Source organism: Janthinobacterium sp. TB1-E2, assembly GCF_036885605.1.
GTDB classification, from domain to species: domain Bacteria; phylum Pseudomonadota; class Gammaproteobacteria; order Burkholderiales; family Burkholderiaceae_D; genus Janthinobacterium; species Janthinobacterium aestuarii.
The window spans coordinates 1335976-1350098 of sequence record NZ_CP142523.1 but is presented as its reverse complement, the minus strand read 5'-3'; the positions used below and the strand labels follow the sequence as shown (position 1 = coordinate 1350098).

14 protein-coding genes and 1 riboswitch are annotated in these 14123 nt (G+C 64.7%); of the genes, 13 read left to right on the top strand and 1 reads right to left on the bottom strand.

Annotated features, from left to right (window positions below; genetic code table 11):
- Window positions 1–31 precede the first annotated feature (31 nt).
- The 13 genes from cobT (at window position 32) to OPV09_RS06115 (ending at window position 12894) form a co-directional block, all read left to right on the top strand.
- On the top strand, window positions 32–1072 hold the full coding sequence (cobT, locus tag OPV09_RS06175; RefSeq protein WP_338680889.1) for a nicotinate-nucleotide--dimethylbenzimidazole phosphoribosyltransferase: 1041 nt from the start codon (window positions 32–34) through the stop codon (window positions 1070–1072).
- 4 nt (window positions 1073–1076) lie between these two features.
- Window positions 1077–1883, top strand: a complete 807-nt coding sequence (locus OPV09_RS06170; protein WP_338680888.1) for an adenosylcobinamide-GDP ribazoletransferase — start codon at window positions 1077–1079, stop codon at window positions 1881–1883.
- Between the two features lie 6 nt (window positions 1884–1889).
- Window positions 1890–2444, top strand: a complete 555-nt coding sequence (locus tag OPV09_RS06165; RefSeq protein WP_072456972.1) for a histidine phosphatase family protein — start codon at window positions 1890–1892, stop codon at window positions 2442–2444.
- A 44-nt stretch (window positions 2445–2488) separates the two neighbouring features.
- Window positions 2489–2730: riboswitch (cobalamin riboswitch) on the top strand.
- A 127-nt stretch (window positions 2731–2857) separates the two neighbouring features.
- Window positions 2858–4729 carry a TonB-dependent receptor domain-containing protein gene (locus tag OPV09_RS06160; protein ID WP_338680887.1) on the top strand — a complete coding sequence of 624 codons (1872 nt, stop codon included), beginning with the start codon at window positions 2858–2860 and terminating at the stop codon, window positions 4727–4729.
- 89 nt (window positions 4730–4818) lie between these two features.
- On the top strand, window positions 4819–5844 hold the full coding sequence (locus OPV09_RS06155; protein ID WP_338680886.1) for an iron ABC transporter permease: 1026 nt from the start codon (window positions 4819–4821) through the stop codon (window positions 5842–5844).
- 7 nt (window positions 5845–5851) lie between these two features.
- On the top strand, window positions 5852–6619 hold the full coding sequence (locus OPV09_RS06150) for an ABC transporter ATP-binding protein (RefSeq protein WP_072456966.1): 768 nt from the start codon (window positions 5852–5854) through the stop codon (window positions 6617–6619).
- 1 nt (window position 6620) lies between these two features.
- Window positions 6621–7253 carry a cob(I)yrinic acid a,c-diamide adenosyltransferase gene (cobO, locus tag OPV09_RS06145; protein WP_072456964.1) on the top strand — a complete coding sequence of 211 codons (633 nt, stop codon included), beginning with the start codon at window positions 6621–6623 and terminating at the stop codon, window positions 7251–7253.
- A gap of 7 nt (window positions 7254–7260) precedes the next feature.
- A complete protein-coding gene (gene cobU / locus OPV09_RS06140; RefSeq protein WP_338680885.1) occupies window positions 7261–7827 on the top strand; it encodes a bifunctional adenosylcobinamide kinase/adenosylcobinamide-phosphate guanylyltransferase in 567 nt (188 codons plus the stop codon).
- On the top strand, window positions 7821–8774 hold the full coding sequence (cbiB, locus tag OPV09_RS06135) for an adenosylcobinamide-phosphate synthase CbiB (RefSeq protein WP_338680884.1): 954 nt from the start codon (window positions 7821–7823) through the stop codon (window positions 8772–8774). The genes cobU and cbiB overlap by 7 nt, the downstream gene beginning before the upstream one ends.
- Window positions 8767–9753, top strand: coding sequence for a threonine-phosphate decarboxylase CobD (gene cobD, locus OPV09_RS06130; RefSeq protein WP_338680883.1), 987 nt, complete (start codon window positions 8767–8769; stop codon window positions 9751–9753). Before cbiB ends, cobD begins: the two co-directional genes overlap by 8 nt.
- Complete coding sequence (locus OPV09_RS06125) at window positions 9750–10649, top strand: cobalamin-binding protein (protein WP_034748791.1); 900 nt, start codon at window positions 9750–9752, stop codon at window positions 10647–10649. The genes cobD and OPV09_RS06125 overlap by 4 nt, the downstream gene beginning before the upstream one ends.
- Entirely contained in the window at window positions 10646–11443 is a 798-nt protein-coding gene (locus OPV09_RS06120; protein ID WP_338680882.1) for an ABC transporter substrate-binding protein, read from the top strand. The genes OPV09_RS06125 and OPV09_RS06120 overlap by 4 nt, the downstream gene beginning before the upstream one ends.
- The gene (locus OPV09_RS06115) at window positions 11440–12894 is read left to right on the top strand and encodes a cobyric acid synthase (protein WP_338680881.1); all 1455 of its coding nucleotides are present in this window, start codon (window positions 11440–11442) and stop codon (window positions 12892–12894) included. Before OPV09_RS06120 ends, OPV09_RS06115 begins: the two co-directional genes overlap by 4 nt.
- 68 nt (window positions 12895–12962) lie before the next feature.
- On the opposite strand, the gene OPV09_RS06110 is transcribed toward OPV09_RS06115, so the two are convergent.
- Window positions 12963–14117, bottom strand: a complete 1155-nt coding sequence (locus tag OPV09_RS06110; protein WP_338680880.1) for a hypothetical protein — start codon at window positions 14115–14117, stop codon at window positions 12963–12965.
- Between the last annotated feature and the right edge of the window lie 6 nt (window positions 14118–14123).

The window sequence follows — 14123 nt, the reverse complement described above, 5'->3', positions numbered from 1 at the left end:
ACCATACCCTGCCTCATCCATATAGATTCCCATGCCTATCCCACACATTACCTCTACCGCCAATCCCACCCTGGTCAGCGCCCTCGAACACGCCATCAATAGCAAGACCAAGCCGCTGGGCAGTCTCGGCATGCTGGAAACCCTGGCCCGCCAGATCGGCCTGATCCAGCAAAGCACGCAACTGGCATTGCGCCAACCCGCCATCATCGTTTTCGCGGCCGACCATGGCGTCGTGGCCGAAGGCATTTCCGCCTACCCGCAAAGCGTGACGTGGCAAATGGTGGAGAACTTCCTCGGCAACGGCGCCGCCATCAACGTCTTCGCCCGCCAGAGCGATTGCGCCCTCTATATAGTAGACGCCGGCGTGAACCATGACTTTGGCCCACGCGACGGCTTGCTCGACCGCAAGCAAGGCCCAGGCACCCGCAACTTTGCCAAAGAGCCCGCCATGAGCGAGGAGCAATGCCTGGCCGCCATGCAGGCGGGAATGGACCTGGTCGCCACACTGGATGGCAATGTGCTGGGCTTTGGCGAAATGGGTATCGGCAACACCACGGCCGCCGCCGCACTGATGCACAAGCTGACGCGAACACCGGTCGCCGACTGCGTGGGCGCCGGCACCGGCCTGTCGAAGGAAGGGATACTGCACAAACAGCAGGTGATCGAAGTGGCCGTCGCCCATCATGCGGCAGTCAACGCGCCACTCGACGTGCTTGCTACCTTTGGTGGCTTCGAAATCGCCATGATGGCCGGCGCCATGCTCAAGGCGGCCGAACGGCGCATGATTCTGCTGATCGACGGCTTCATCGTCAGCAGCGCCCTGCTGGTGGCGGCCCGTCTGCAACCGGCCATCCTCGATTACTGCGTGTTTTCGCACTGCTCCGATGAAAACGGCCATCGCCAGTTGCTGGCCAGCCTGGGAGCGCGTCCGCTGCTGCAGCTCGATTTGCGCCTCGGTGAAGGCACGGGTTCGGCGCTGGCCTTGCCGCTGCTGCACGCGGCCGTCAACTTCATGCGCGAGATGGCGACGTTTGCCTCGGCCCAGGTCAGCGAAAAGTCCACGCCAGACTAAGACCATGGCCAATCCCGTTTCCGCCGCCATCCATCAATGCCGATTATTCTTCATCGCGCTGCAGTTCTTCACGCGCCTGCCCATCCCTCGCTGGGTGGGTTTCGAGCCAGCATGGCTGCAGCACGCTTCGCGCTACTTTCCATTGGTGGGCGTCGTGGTGGCCACCATCAGTGGCGCCGTGTATCTGCTGGCAAGCTGGCTCCTGCCTTCGGCGGTGGCCGTGCTGCTGGCCGTCGCCGCCGGCATTTACCTGACGGGCGCTTTCCATGAAGACGGCTTTGCCGACATGTGCGACGGTTTCGGCGGCGGCCTGACGCGCGAACGGGTGCTGGAAATCATGAAGGATTCGCGCATCGGCGCGTATGGCGCGATCGGCATCCTGTGCCTGCTGGCCATCAAATGCGCGGCGCTCGCATCGCTGCCGCCTGCCACGGTGGTGGCAACCTTACTCATCGCCCATCCACTCTCGCGCCTGGCCGCCGTCTCGCTGATCTGGGCCATGGACTATGCGCGCGATGAAGGCAAGGCCAAGCCGATGGCGCAGGAGATGACTACGGGAGAATTCATCATCGCCGCCGTCTGTGGTCTGCTACCCGCCATCGCCTGCGGCCTGCTGGGAATATTCTACTGGGCCACGCTGGTCTTTGCCATCGTGGCGGCGGCAGCTGCCGCATTCTGGCTGGGCCGCAAATGCCAGCGCCGCCTGCAAGGCTATACGGGCGACTGCCTGGGCGCCGTGCAGCAGGTGGCGGAAGTAGCGATTTACCTGGCAATCCTTTCCAGCTTCCAGCCTCCATTGCGCTTCTACTGAACAAGCATGCGCCTGATCCTCGTTCGCCACCCCACGCCGCAAGTGACCAGCGGCACCTGCTATGGCCGCAGCGACGTGGCGGTGGCGCCGCATGAAATGGCCACGGTGCACGCCCATTTGCAAGCAACGCTGCCAGCCGGTGTGCCGCTCTACGCGAGTCCACTGCGCCGCTGCGCCGGCCTGGCGTCAGCATTGGCGCAAGACTTACCCTCCAGCGCCCTGCACCTTGATGCGCGGCTGGTCGAAATGGATTTTGGCGCATGGGAAATGCAGCCCTGGCACGCGATTGCGCGCGCGGACATCGATGCCTGGGCGGCCGACCTTGCCTGGTACCGGCCCGGCGGCGGCGAGAACGTGCTGGCGATGGCTGCCCGCGTCGATGCGTTTTTAGGCGATCTGTTGCGCGAACAACACGAAACGGCCATCATCATCTGCCATGCGGGCACCATCCGCCTGCTGTCGGCATTGCAAGCCCGGCTGCCATTGGAAGAAACGGCCCTGCTGGCCGCCCGTTCCGCCCATAAAATCGCCTACGGTGCGACGGTCGTCGTCGATTTCTGATATCGAAGCGCCCAGCCAGCCATTTCAGTCCACGCCCACTGCACGTATAATGGCGGGGTTTTGGTGCCCGCGTTCATGTCCATGAGCGCAGTTAAACGGGAAACACGATGCCGCGCTCGCGGCGAACGTGTGCTGCCCCCGCAACGGTAAGCAAGTGTCGCCCCTCCCAACAGGACGCGGGCGACAAGCTATCTCTGACAACCACTGTGCTTGCAATCATCGAGCATGGGAAGGTGGGATAGCCGCACTTGCCAGCCCGGATACCGGCCAGGACAGGTGGAAGTGTGCGAACGGGGATGTTCGCGATCCGAATGGCCCATGGCCATCTTCGATCGTCATCTTCAGTTCCCACTTCTGTTCAATCTGGCCTACGGGGACGTCGGCTGGTTGCATATTACTTACTGAAAACTATCATGACCCATGCTGTTTCCCGCCACGCGGCGCTCACGTCGCTCGCGCTAGCCATTGCCGCGCCTGCCGCCTTCGCCCAAGCCACGCCAGACACCTTCGATCCCGTCGTCGTCACCGCCAGCCGCTACCCGCAACACCTGAGCGAAGTATTGAGCGATACGCAGACCATCAGCTCGGACGACATCGCGCGCTCGGGCGCCAGCTCGATTGTCGACCTGCTGCAAAAACAACGCGGCATCGAAGTGGCGCGCAACGGCGGCGCAGGCACCGCGGCCAGCGTCTTCATTCGCGGCGCGAACAGCAACCAGAATATCGTGCTGGTTGACGGCGTGCGCATTGGTTCGTCCACCCTGGGTACGGCCAACTGGAGCGCCCTGCCCCTTTCCAGCATCGACCACATTGAAATCGTCTACGGCCCACTGAGCACCATGTACGGTGCGGACGCCATCGGCGGCGTGATCCAGATCTTCACGAAGAAAGGCGACGGCGCCACGCGCGTCTCTGCTTTCGCCGGTTACGGCAGCAACAACACGCGCCAGGTCGAAGCCCAGGTGGCAGGTTCCACCGGCGGTCCGAACAGCTTCAGCTATGCGCTGGCGGCTGGCAAGGAAAAATCGGATGGCTTCTCGGCTTCGAAGATCGGTGCATCGCCTGAGTACACCTACAATCCGGACAAAGACGGCTACGACAAGGAAAGCTTCAGCGGCCAGTTCGGCTACCAGATGGCCAAGGGCCATGAAGTCGGCCTGGTCCTGTTGAACAGCAAGCTGAAAGCCCAGTACGACGCCGGTCCTGGCTACGATGCGCGCAGCAACCAGAAACTGGAAAACATTTCGGTCTTCACGAAGAACGAATTCCTGCCCAACTGGACCAGCGAACTGCGTTATGCGGAAGCACGCGACAAGTCGGGCGACGACAGCAGCGCCGGCTCGTGGGGCAAGAGCCAGATCGACACCAAGCAGTCCGATATCACCTGGCAGAACGACATCCGCATCGGGCGCGACAACCTGCAGCTGCTGGCCAGCTACCGCGATGAAGACGTCACGTCGAGCAGCACGCCGGAAGTCACGGGCGCACGCCATACCAAGTCCTTCGCAGCGGCGTACAACATGGTGCGCGGCGCGCATCTGTTCAACATCAGCGGCCGCAGTGACGACAGTTCCGCATTCGGCACGCACAACACGGGCAGCGTCGCCTACGGCTACCGCATCACCAACGCATTGCGCGCCAGCGCCAGCTACGGCACCAGCTTCCGCGCACCGACCTTCAATGAACTGTACTACCCGGGCTATGGCCTGGCGACGAACAAACCGGAACAGGGCCGCAACGTCGAAGTGGGTCTGCGTTACGACGACGGCGTGTCGAAACTGAGCGCCAGCTACTACCACAACAAGGTCACCGACCTGCTGGTCAATACCTCGCCTTGTCCCGATCCGCTGTTCACCGGCTACGGCTGCGCCTACAACGTCAACAAGGCGCTGCTGGAAGGCCTGACGATCGCGGGTGCACGCAAGTTCGGCGCGTTCAACGTCAGCGGCAATATCGACCTGCAAGATCCACGCGATGAAACCAAGGACAAGCAACTGGTACGCCGCGCCAAGAAACACGCCAACTTCGCCGTCGACTACACGCTGGGCGCGCTGACCTCGGGCGCCGAATGGCAGCTGTCGGGCAAGCGTTTCGACGATGCCGCCAACAAGAACGTCCTGGGCGGCTATGGCCTGGTCAATCTGTACGCCACCTACCAGTTCGCCCGCGACTGGTCGGTGCTGGCACGCTGGAACAATATCGCCAACAAGGACTACGAACTGGCCCGCTTCTACGCGACACCAGGCTCGAAAGTCTTCGTCGGTGTGCGCTACGGCATGAAATAAGCACGTAGTAATGATGTAAGCTGCGGGCGATGGCATTGTTGTCATCGCCCGCAGATGCAGTTCTGCAGTCCCCGTTTTTAAGGCAGTACATGCACCCATTTTTCCGCAATATGCGCCACCGCGCCACCGTGATCCTCACGGTGCTGATCGTGTGCGCGATTGCCAGCCTGATTTTCTCCGGCATGATCGGTTCGATCGCCATTCCGCTCGCCGACCTGCCTTCCGCCCTGTTCCATGTCGTACAGGGCAAGACCGACACCCTCGCCGCCACCCTGCTCGACCTGCGCCTGGGCCGCGCGCTGACCGCCTTTGTCACCGGCGCGGCGCTGTCGCTGGCGGGTCTGATGATGCAGGCTCTCCTGCGCAACCCTCTGGCCGACCCGTATGTGCTGGGCATTTCCGCCGGCGCTTCCGTCGGTGCGCTGGCCGCGCTGCTGTTCATGTGCGCGCTGTGGGTGGTCGATGCGGCGGCCTTTGCCGGCGCCGTCGGCGTCTCCATGCTGCTGTACTTCTTTGCCCGGCGCGACCTGCGCGGCGGCACGGCGGCCGAAGGCGGCGCCTCGCTCTTGCTGCTGACGGGCGTGATCCTCGCCTCGGCCTGCATGGCTATCGTCACCCTGATGCTGTCCATCGCCCCGGAAAGCCGCTTGCGCAGCATGGTGTTCTGGATGATCGGCGACCTGTCCGGCGCACCTGCGCGGCTGATGCCCTGGCTGGTCCTGGCCGGCGCCCTCGTCTTCGCCTTGCGCTGCGCGCGCTCGCTGAACGTCATGGCGCTGCACGCGGAAGCGGCCAGCACCCTGGGCGTGCGCGTGGGCGCGCTGCGCAAAGGACTGTTCTTCTGTTCCGGCCTGCTTACGGCCAGCGCCGTCACCAGCGCCGGCAGCGTGGGCTTCGTCGGTCTGATCGTGCCGCATGCGCTGCGCTTTGCCTGCGGCCCCGACCACCGCCTGCTGATCCCCGCCGCCGCGCTGGCTGGCGGCACCTTCCTCGTACTGGCCGATACCTTGGCGCGCACCGTGCTGGCACCATTGCAGCTGCCCGTCGGCGTGGTGACAGCCATGATCGGTGCGCCCGTCTTCCTGTACCAATTGCACCGCTTGCGCAGGGGATGAAACAAGCATGATACGCACCTACCAACTCGGCCTGAAAGCGGGCACGCGCTCCCTCGTGGAAAACCTCATCTGGCAAATCAAGGATGGCGAATGCTGGAGCGTGATCGGCCGCAACGGCGCTGGCAAAAGCACCTTGCTGCGCACCCTGGCCGGATTGCGCGAACCGGATGCCGGCCACGTGACGATACAGGGCCGCGCCCTGATTGACTGGCCATTGGAAGAGCTGGCGCGGGAACGGGCTTTCCTGGCGCAGGCGCGCCACGACGCGTTCTCGTACCGCGTCATTGAAACGGTGCTGTCGGCGCGCCACCCGTATCACGACAATCACTATTGGGAAGGCAGCGACGACCAGCGCATCGCCCTGGCGGCGCTGGCCTCGATGGAAGTGGAGCACCTGGCCGAGCGCGACGTGCGCAGCCTGTCCGGCGGCGAACGCCAGCGCGTGGCGATCGCCGCCATGCTGGCGCAAGATACGCCCTTGCTGCTGCTCGATGAACCAGCCAACGCGCTGGACCTGGCGCACCAGGTCAGCGTCATGGGCCTGCTGGCCAGACTGTGCCGCGAACAGAACAAAACCGTGGTCATGGTGGGGCATGACCTGAACCTGGCGCACAGCGTCTCGACCCATGCGCTGCTGCTGATGGGCGATGGCGGCTGGCTGGCAGGTCCCGTGGCCGACGTGATGCAGGCGTCCATCCTGGGCGACTACCTGGGCCACCCGATCGAGATCATCGAGCACGGCAAACGCAAGATATTCATACCAAAAGAGGACTGACATGAGCGAAAACAAAACCATCGATGCGGACACCGCCGCCATCAACGAGCGCCACCGCGTGCGCATGGAACGCAAGAAGGCCATCATCGACGCGGCCATCGCCAAGGCCGACAAGGAAATCGGCATCATCATCGTCAACACGGGCAATGGCAAGGGCAAGAGTTCGAGCGGCTTCGGCATGGCCATCCGCGCCATGGGCCACGGCATGAAAGTGGGCGTGGTGCAGTTCATCAAGGGCGCCATGTCGACGGGCGAAGAAAAATTCCTGCGCCGCTTCCCCGACGAAATCAGTTTTCATGCGATGGGCGAAGGCTATACATGGGAAACGCAGAACCGCGAGCGCGACATCGAAAAGGCTGAACTGGCATGGGAACAGGCGAAGACCTTCCTGGCCGACCCAAGCTATGGCCTGGTGCTGTTCGACGAACTCAATATCGCCCTCAAGTACAACTACCTCGACGTGCACAAGGTCATCGCCGACCTGCTGGAACGCCCGGCCATGCAGCACGTGGTCATCACGGGCCGCGGCGCGCCGGACGAACTGATCGCGATCGCCGACACGGTCACCGAAATGGCCGTCGTCAAGCATGCGTATGCGGCCGGCATCGGCGCACAAATCGGCACCGAGTGGTAACAGCGCCATGACGCGCACCCTGGTCTTCGGCGGCGCCCGTTCCGGCAAGAGCGCCCATGCGGAAAAGCTGGCCCGCGAGTCCGGCAGGGAAGTACTCTACATCGCCACCGCGCAGGCGGGCGATGGTGAAATGGCAACGCGCATCGCGCATCACCGTGCGCAGCGCCCGGCCGGGTGGGCCACCCTGGAAGAACCGCTGCGCCTGGGCGACGCCATCCTGCGGGAAGCACGGCCCGGCCGCCTGCTGCTGGTCGACTGCCTGACCCTGTGGCTGACGAACCTGATGTTTTCCACTGGCGAGACGTACCCGGACGTGGGCGACATCGCCCTGCCAGAACTATTCCACAGCGAGCGCGCCCACCTGCTGTACGCGCTGGCGGAAATTGGCGAGACCGATTGCGACCTCGTTCTCGTTTCGAACGAAGTGGGCATGGGCATCGTGCCCTACGGCGCCATCTCGCGCTGCTTCACCGATGAAGCGGGCCGCTTGAACCAGGCCGTGGCGGCCGTGTGCGACAAGGCTGTCTTTGTCGCCGCCGGCCTGCCGCTGTACCTGAAAGGCGGCCCATGCTGAGCGGCCTGTCGCTACCCATGCTGGCCGCCTTGATGACGGCCGGCGTGCTGCTCGACATGCTGCTGGGAGAAACGCGCCGCTGGCATCCGCTGGTCGGATTTGGGCGCATCGCCAACGTACTGGAACGCCTGCTGAATCGGGGCCGCGGGCGTTTGCTGCGCGGCGCGCTGGCGTGGTCGCTGGCCGTGCTGCCGATCAGCTATGCGGCCTACTGGCTGTGCGGCCTGGCCGGTGCGGCGCTCCACGTCTTCCTGCTCTATCTATGTCTGGGCCTGCGCAGCCTGCGCGACCACAATCAACCGATCGCCGATGCCCTGGCCATCGATGACCTGGACAACGCGCGCCTGCTGACGGCGCGTATCGTCAGCCGCGACACGGCCAACGCCGACGCGGCCAGCCTGGCCAAGGCCAGCACAGAATCCCTGCTGGAAAACGGCAACGACGCCGTCTTCGGCACTCTGTTCTGGTTTGCCGTGGCGGGCGGCCCCGGCGCCGTACTATTCAGGCTGGCCAATACGCTCGACGCCATGTGGGGCTATCGAAACGAGCGCTACGACTGGTTCGGCTGCTGCGCCGCGCGCATCGACGATGTTCTGAACTATCTTCCGGCGCGCCTGACGGCCCTATCTTACGTTTTACTGGGTAAAACCATGGCCGACAAACAGCGCGCCTGGCACTGCTGGCGTAGCCAGGCCCCCAACTGGGGCAGCCCGAACGCAGGCCCCGTGATGGCCAGCGGCGCCGGCGCTCTGGGCCTGGCCTTGGGCGGCGACGCCATCTATGACGGTAAACTGGAACGCCGCCCGCCGCTGGGTGCCGGCCGCCCGGCCGAAGCACGCGATATCGACCGCGCCTGGCGCCTGGTGGCGGAAACGGCCATCCTGTGGCTGATCTGGATGGCGCTGCTGGCGGGCCTGTTCTACCTGAAGGGGAAATACCTTGCTTGAACATGGCGGCAACCTGCGCGACGCCGCGCGCGAATATGGCAGACCGCTGGCCGACTGGATCGACCTGTCGACCGGCATCAACCCGCACTGGTATGCAGCGCCGGCACCCGACGCCAATGCCTGGCACCGGCTGCCGGAGTCCGATCCTGCGCTGGCCGCAGCCGCCTGCAGCTACTATGACGCGCCAGCCATGCTGCCCGTGGCGGGCACGCAGGCCGCCATCCAGGCCCTGCCCCGGCTGCGCGCGCCGTCGCGCGTGGTGGTGGCCGCGCCCTCGTATGCGGAACACGCACACCACTGGGGCCAGCAAGGCCACCAATTGCGCCAAGTGCCGTATGCGCAACTGGCCGATGCGGTGGACAGCTGCGACGTGCTGGTCGTCTGCAATCCGAACAATCCCACGGGCGAACGCATTGCCCCCGCACTGCTGCTGGCATGGGCCACCCGGCTGGCCGCGCGCGGCGGCTGGCTGGTGGTCGATGAAGCGTTTGGCGACACGGAAGCCCACGCCAGTCTCGGTCCGCACTCGGGCCAGCCGGGCCTGATCGTGCTGCGCTCCATCGGCAAATTCTTTGGCCTGGCGGGACTGCGCCTGGGCTTTGTCGCCGCCCATCCCGCGCTGCTGGGACAGCTGGCCGACATGCTGGGCCCGTGGGCCGTCAGCGGCCCGGCGCAGCAGGTGGCACTGGCGGCGCTTACCGATACGCACTGGCAAAACGCGATGCGCGAACGCCTGCGCGGCGAAGGCGACCGCTTGCATCAGCTGTTGGCCACGCACGGCATCGCCAGCAGCGGCACGGCGCTGTTTCAGTGGTGGCCCGAAGATCGCGCCGAAGCGTTCTGGCGCCACATGGCGGAATCGGGCATCTGGGTGCGCCTGTTCCGCCACGCCGCCCACGGCATCCGCCTGGGCCTGCCCCTCGATGAACACGCCTGGCTGCGCCTGCAGCAGGCCCTCACCGCATGGAAGCACACATGAAAATCCTGAACATATCGCTGCTGCTGGCCGGACTGGTCTCGCTGCAAACGCATGCCGCCATCACCGTGCGCGACGACGACGGCAATACCGTCACCGTGGAAAAACCGGCACAGCGCATCCTGGCGCTGGCCCCGCATGTGACGGAACTGCTGTTCGCAGCCGGTGGCGGCGAGAAGATCGCCGGTGTCGTCAGCTATAGCGACTACCCGGAAGCGGCCAAGAAGATTCCGCAGGTGGGCGATAACCGCCAGTACGACATGGAACGCATCATCGCCATGAAGCCGGACCTGATCGTCGTCTGGATGCATGGCAGCGCCGAGCGCCAGATCGCCATGCTGCGCCAGTTGAAGGTGCCGATCTATCACAGCGAACCGCGCAAGCTGGCCGATATCCCAGACAGCATGGAGCGCCTGGGGCAGCTGATGGGCACGGAAAAGACCGCCAAGCCGGCCGCCGCCCAGCTGCGCGCCAAACTGGCCAGCTTGACGGCGCAATATGCGCAGCGCCCGCCCGTGCGCGTGTTTTACCAGGTGTGGGATAAGCCCTTGTACACCTTGAGCGGCGCGAGCATCATCAGCGATTCGATGCGTGTATGCGGCGGCCAGAATGTGTTCGCCGCGATGAAGGTGGTGGCGCCCGTCGTCACGCCGGAAGGCGTGTTGCAGGAAGACCCGGAAGTCATCTTCGGCACCAGCGAAAAAAGCGATCCGCGCAGCGAAGGCGGTCTGGCCATGTGGCGCGCCTTCCCGTCGATGACGGCCGTGCGCAAAAATAATCTGTTCCGCCTGAATGGCGACCTGCTGAACCGCGCCGGCCCGCGCATGATCGAAGGCACGGCCGCCATGTGCGAACAGCTGGAAATGGCCCGCCAGCGCCGCACCAAGGCTGCTCAATGAGTCACTACCAGCGCATCGCCTGTTTGTCGACGGAAGCCGTGGAGACGCTGTACGCGCTGGGCGCCGAAGACGTCATCGCGGGCATCTCCGGCTTTACCGTGCGGCCTCCCCGCGCGCGCGAGGAAAAGACCAAGATCAGCGGCTTTTCGTCCACGAACCTGGAACGCATCCTGGCAGTGAAACCGGATCTCGTGATCGGTTTTTGCGACATGCAGGCCGATATCTGCCGCGACCTCGTCAAGGCCGGCATCGAAGTGCACCAGTTCAACCAGCGCACGGTGGAGGGCATCCTGCGCATGATCGCCGTGCTGGCCGCGCTGGTGCGGCGCGAGGCGGCGGGCAATGCATTGATCGCCAGCCTGCGCGCGGACATCGCCACTGCCCGGGCCCGCGCCGCCGCCTGGACGCGCAAGCCCGTGATTTACTTTGAAGAGTGGAACGATCCCCTGATGAGCGGCATCGGCTGGGCGGCGGAACTGATCGGGATCGCCGGCGGCACGGACGCCTTCCCGGAATTGTCCGCGCATCCCGGCGCGAAAGAACGCATCATCGCCGATCCTTTGACGGTAGTCGCACGCGCGCCCGACATCATCCTCGCCAGCTGGTGCGGCAAGAAATTCCAGCCAGCACAACTGGCGGCACGCCCGGGCTGGGAGGCGATTCCCGCCGTACGCAATGACATGCTGTTCGAGATCAAGTCGCCGGACATTCTGTCGCCTGGCCCGGCGGCGATTACCGAAGGGCTGCGCCAGATCAGCGACATCATCGCGCAGTGGCAGGAGCAGCAGGCATGAAGAGTCCCTTCCCCGCCCTGATGGTGCAAGGCACCACGTCCGACGCGGGCAAGAGCACCGTCGTCGCAGCCCTGTGCCGCTTGTTGAAACGCCGTGGCGTGACGGTAGCGCCGTTCAAGCCGCAAAACATGGCCTTGAATAGCGCCGTGACAAGCGACGGCGGCGAGATCGGCCGCGCGCAAGCCTTGCAGGCGCTGGCTTGCGGTATCGCGCCGCACACGGATATGAATCCGGTGCTGTTGAAGCCTTCATCGAACACGGGCGCGCAAGTGATCATCCACGGCAAGGTGCGCGCCGAGATGGATGCCCGCGACTACCAGCAATACAAGACCATCGCCATGGGCGCCGTGCTGGAGTCGTACGCGCGCTTGCGCCAGCAGTACGACGCCGTCGTCGTCGAAGGCGCGGGCAGCCCCGCCGAAGTCAACCTGCGCGCGCGCGACATCGCCAACATGGGCTTTGCCGAAGCCGTCGACTGCCCCGTGATTCTGGTGGCCGACATCGACCGGGGCGGCGTCTTCGCGCACATCATCGGCACTCTGGCGTGCTTGTCCGACAGCGAACTGGCACGCATCCTCGGCTTCGTCATCAACCGCTTCCGCGGCGACATCTCGCTGCTGCAACCGGGCATCGAGTGGCTCGAGCAGCAGACGGGCAAACCCGTGCTGGCCGTGCTGCCCTATCTGCAAGGCCTGTTCCTCGACGCGGAAGACGCCGTCGAAGCGATGCAAGCCGAACGCGGCGCCTTCAAGGTAGTGGTGCCGCAACTGCCGCGCATCAGCAACCACACGGACTTCGACGCGCTGCGCGCCCACCCCGATATCGACCTGCAATTCATCCAGCAGGGGCAACCGATTCCAGCGGCCGACCTGGTGATCCTTCCTGGCAGTAAAAACACGCGCGGCGACCTGGCCTGGCTGCAACAGCAAGGCTGGCCCGCCTACCTGGCAAAACACCTGCGCTATGGCGGCAAAGTGCTCGGTATTTGCGGCGGCTTCCAGATGCTGGGGCAAAGCGTGCGCGATCCGCTGGGCGTGGAAGGCGCGCCGGGAGAGTCAAAGGCACTGGGACTGCTCGACATGGTGACGGAGCTGACAAGCGACAAGCGGCTGGAACAGGTGAGCGGCCACTGCGCGTTTGACGGCGCGGCCGATGCGCGCGTGGCAGGCTATGAAATCCACATGGGCGTCTCGCATGGCGCGGCGCTGGCGCAGCCAGCCTTTGTCATCGATGGACGCCCGGAAGGCGCCGTGTCGGGCGACGGGCAAATCCTCGGCAGCTATTTGCACGGCATGTTCGACACACCCGCCGCGTGTTCGGCGCTGCTGCGCTGGGCCGGGCTGGACTCCGGCCACACGGTGGATACCGCCGCCCTGCGCGAGGCCAGCCTGGATCGCATCGCCGACGCGGCGATGCCATTGATGGATGCGCTGGAACGGTTGCCACGCTGATAGTGGTGTCGGGTTACGCCGTACCGGCTAACCCGACCTACTCACTGGATCACCTCAAACGCTAGCGACTAATTTTTCAGGCACGTGCCCATATACGAGCGGTCGGTCGAGAATTCGACCGCCATGCTCGACGACACCGGCATGAACATCGAATAATCCGCCGGTACGTCGGCCGGGTCCTTGAACACGGCGATGCCATCGAAATCGACGGCTTGCGCGCCCAGGCCCAGCTTGTTGATGGTGATGGTTTCCGCATGCGTCTTGCCGGCGGTGTTGTTGGTGATGGTGGCGGTGCTGCTGGCCACGACGATCTTCGCGCTGATGCCCGGCGCCGCGCAGGCGTAGCTGCCGGCGATTTCCGTGCCGATCTTTTGCTGTTTGGCGGCCACGATGGTGCCCACGCGCAGCACGTTCTGCTGGTTGCGGCTGTAGCGGTCGATGAACAGCGCCAGCCCCCGGTCCCCGGCGTGCACGTGGACGATGCCGAAGTCCTGGTCACCCTGGCGGGCAATGATCAGACCACGCGCCGCGTCACGGACCAAAGTCAGGCTGGCGTTTTCCGCTTCCAGCTGTGGCGATACCGCGGAGCACGCGCCTTGCGCATTGAACACGCCGCCATTGCACAGTTGCGCGCTGCCATCGGCCACCACCTTGAGGCTGCCTTTCGGATTGAAACGGTCGCCGCCGTTCGAAGCATTGCGCATGGCGCCCAGAAATATATAGTTGCCGGCCAGCTTGGCCACGTCCGTGACGGCATAGCCGCTGCCGCTGACGTTGGAATGCATGTTGCCCAGTTTCACGGTCCCCGTCAGCAGGCGCGTGCGCGCATCGACGGTGACGCTGAAATCCGTTCCCGTGTAAGTGGTGAGATGGCCGGTGGTGGTGGCGCTGAACGTGCCGCTGCGGTCGCTCAAGCCGAACTGCGTCGACAGCACGCGGATGGCGTAGGTTTTCTTCGCGCTGTCGAACGTGATGCGCCACGTGTCGCCGATATCGGCGGCCACGTCATACACCGTCTCGTCCCCATTGGCGCCGGCGATGACGGCCAGGCCAGCCTCCTTGGCCACGGCGGCTGACGCCACGGCCACGCTGTCGGCGGAAACGACGGGCGGCGTCACCACGACGGGCGGCGTGACCGGTGCTGCCGGCGTGCCGCCATCGCTGCCGCCACCGCATGCGGACAGGGCTGCGCCGAGGACAAGGAAGGTAAGTGCATTTTTCATGTGGTG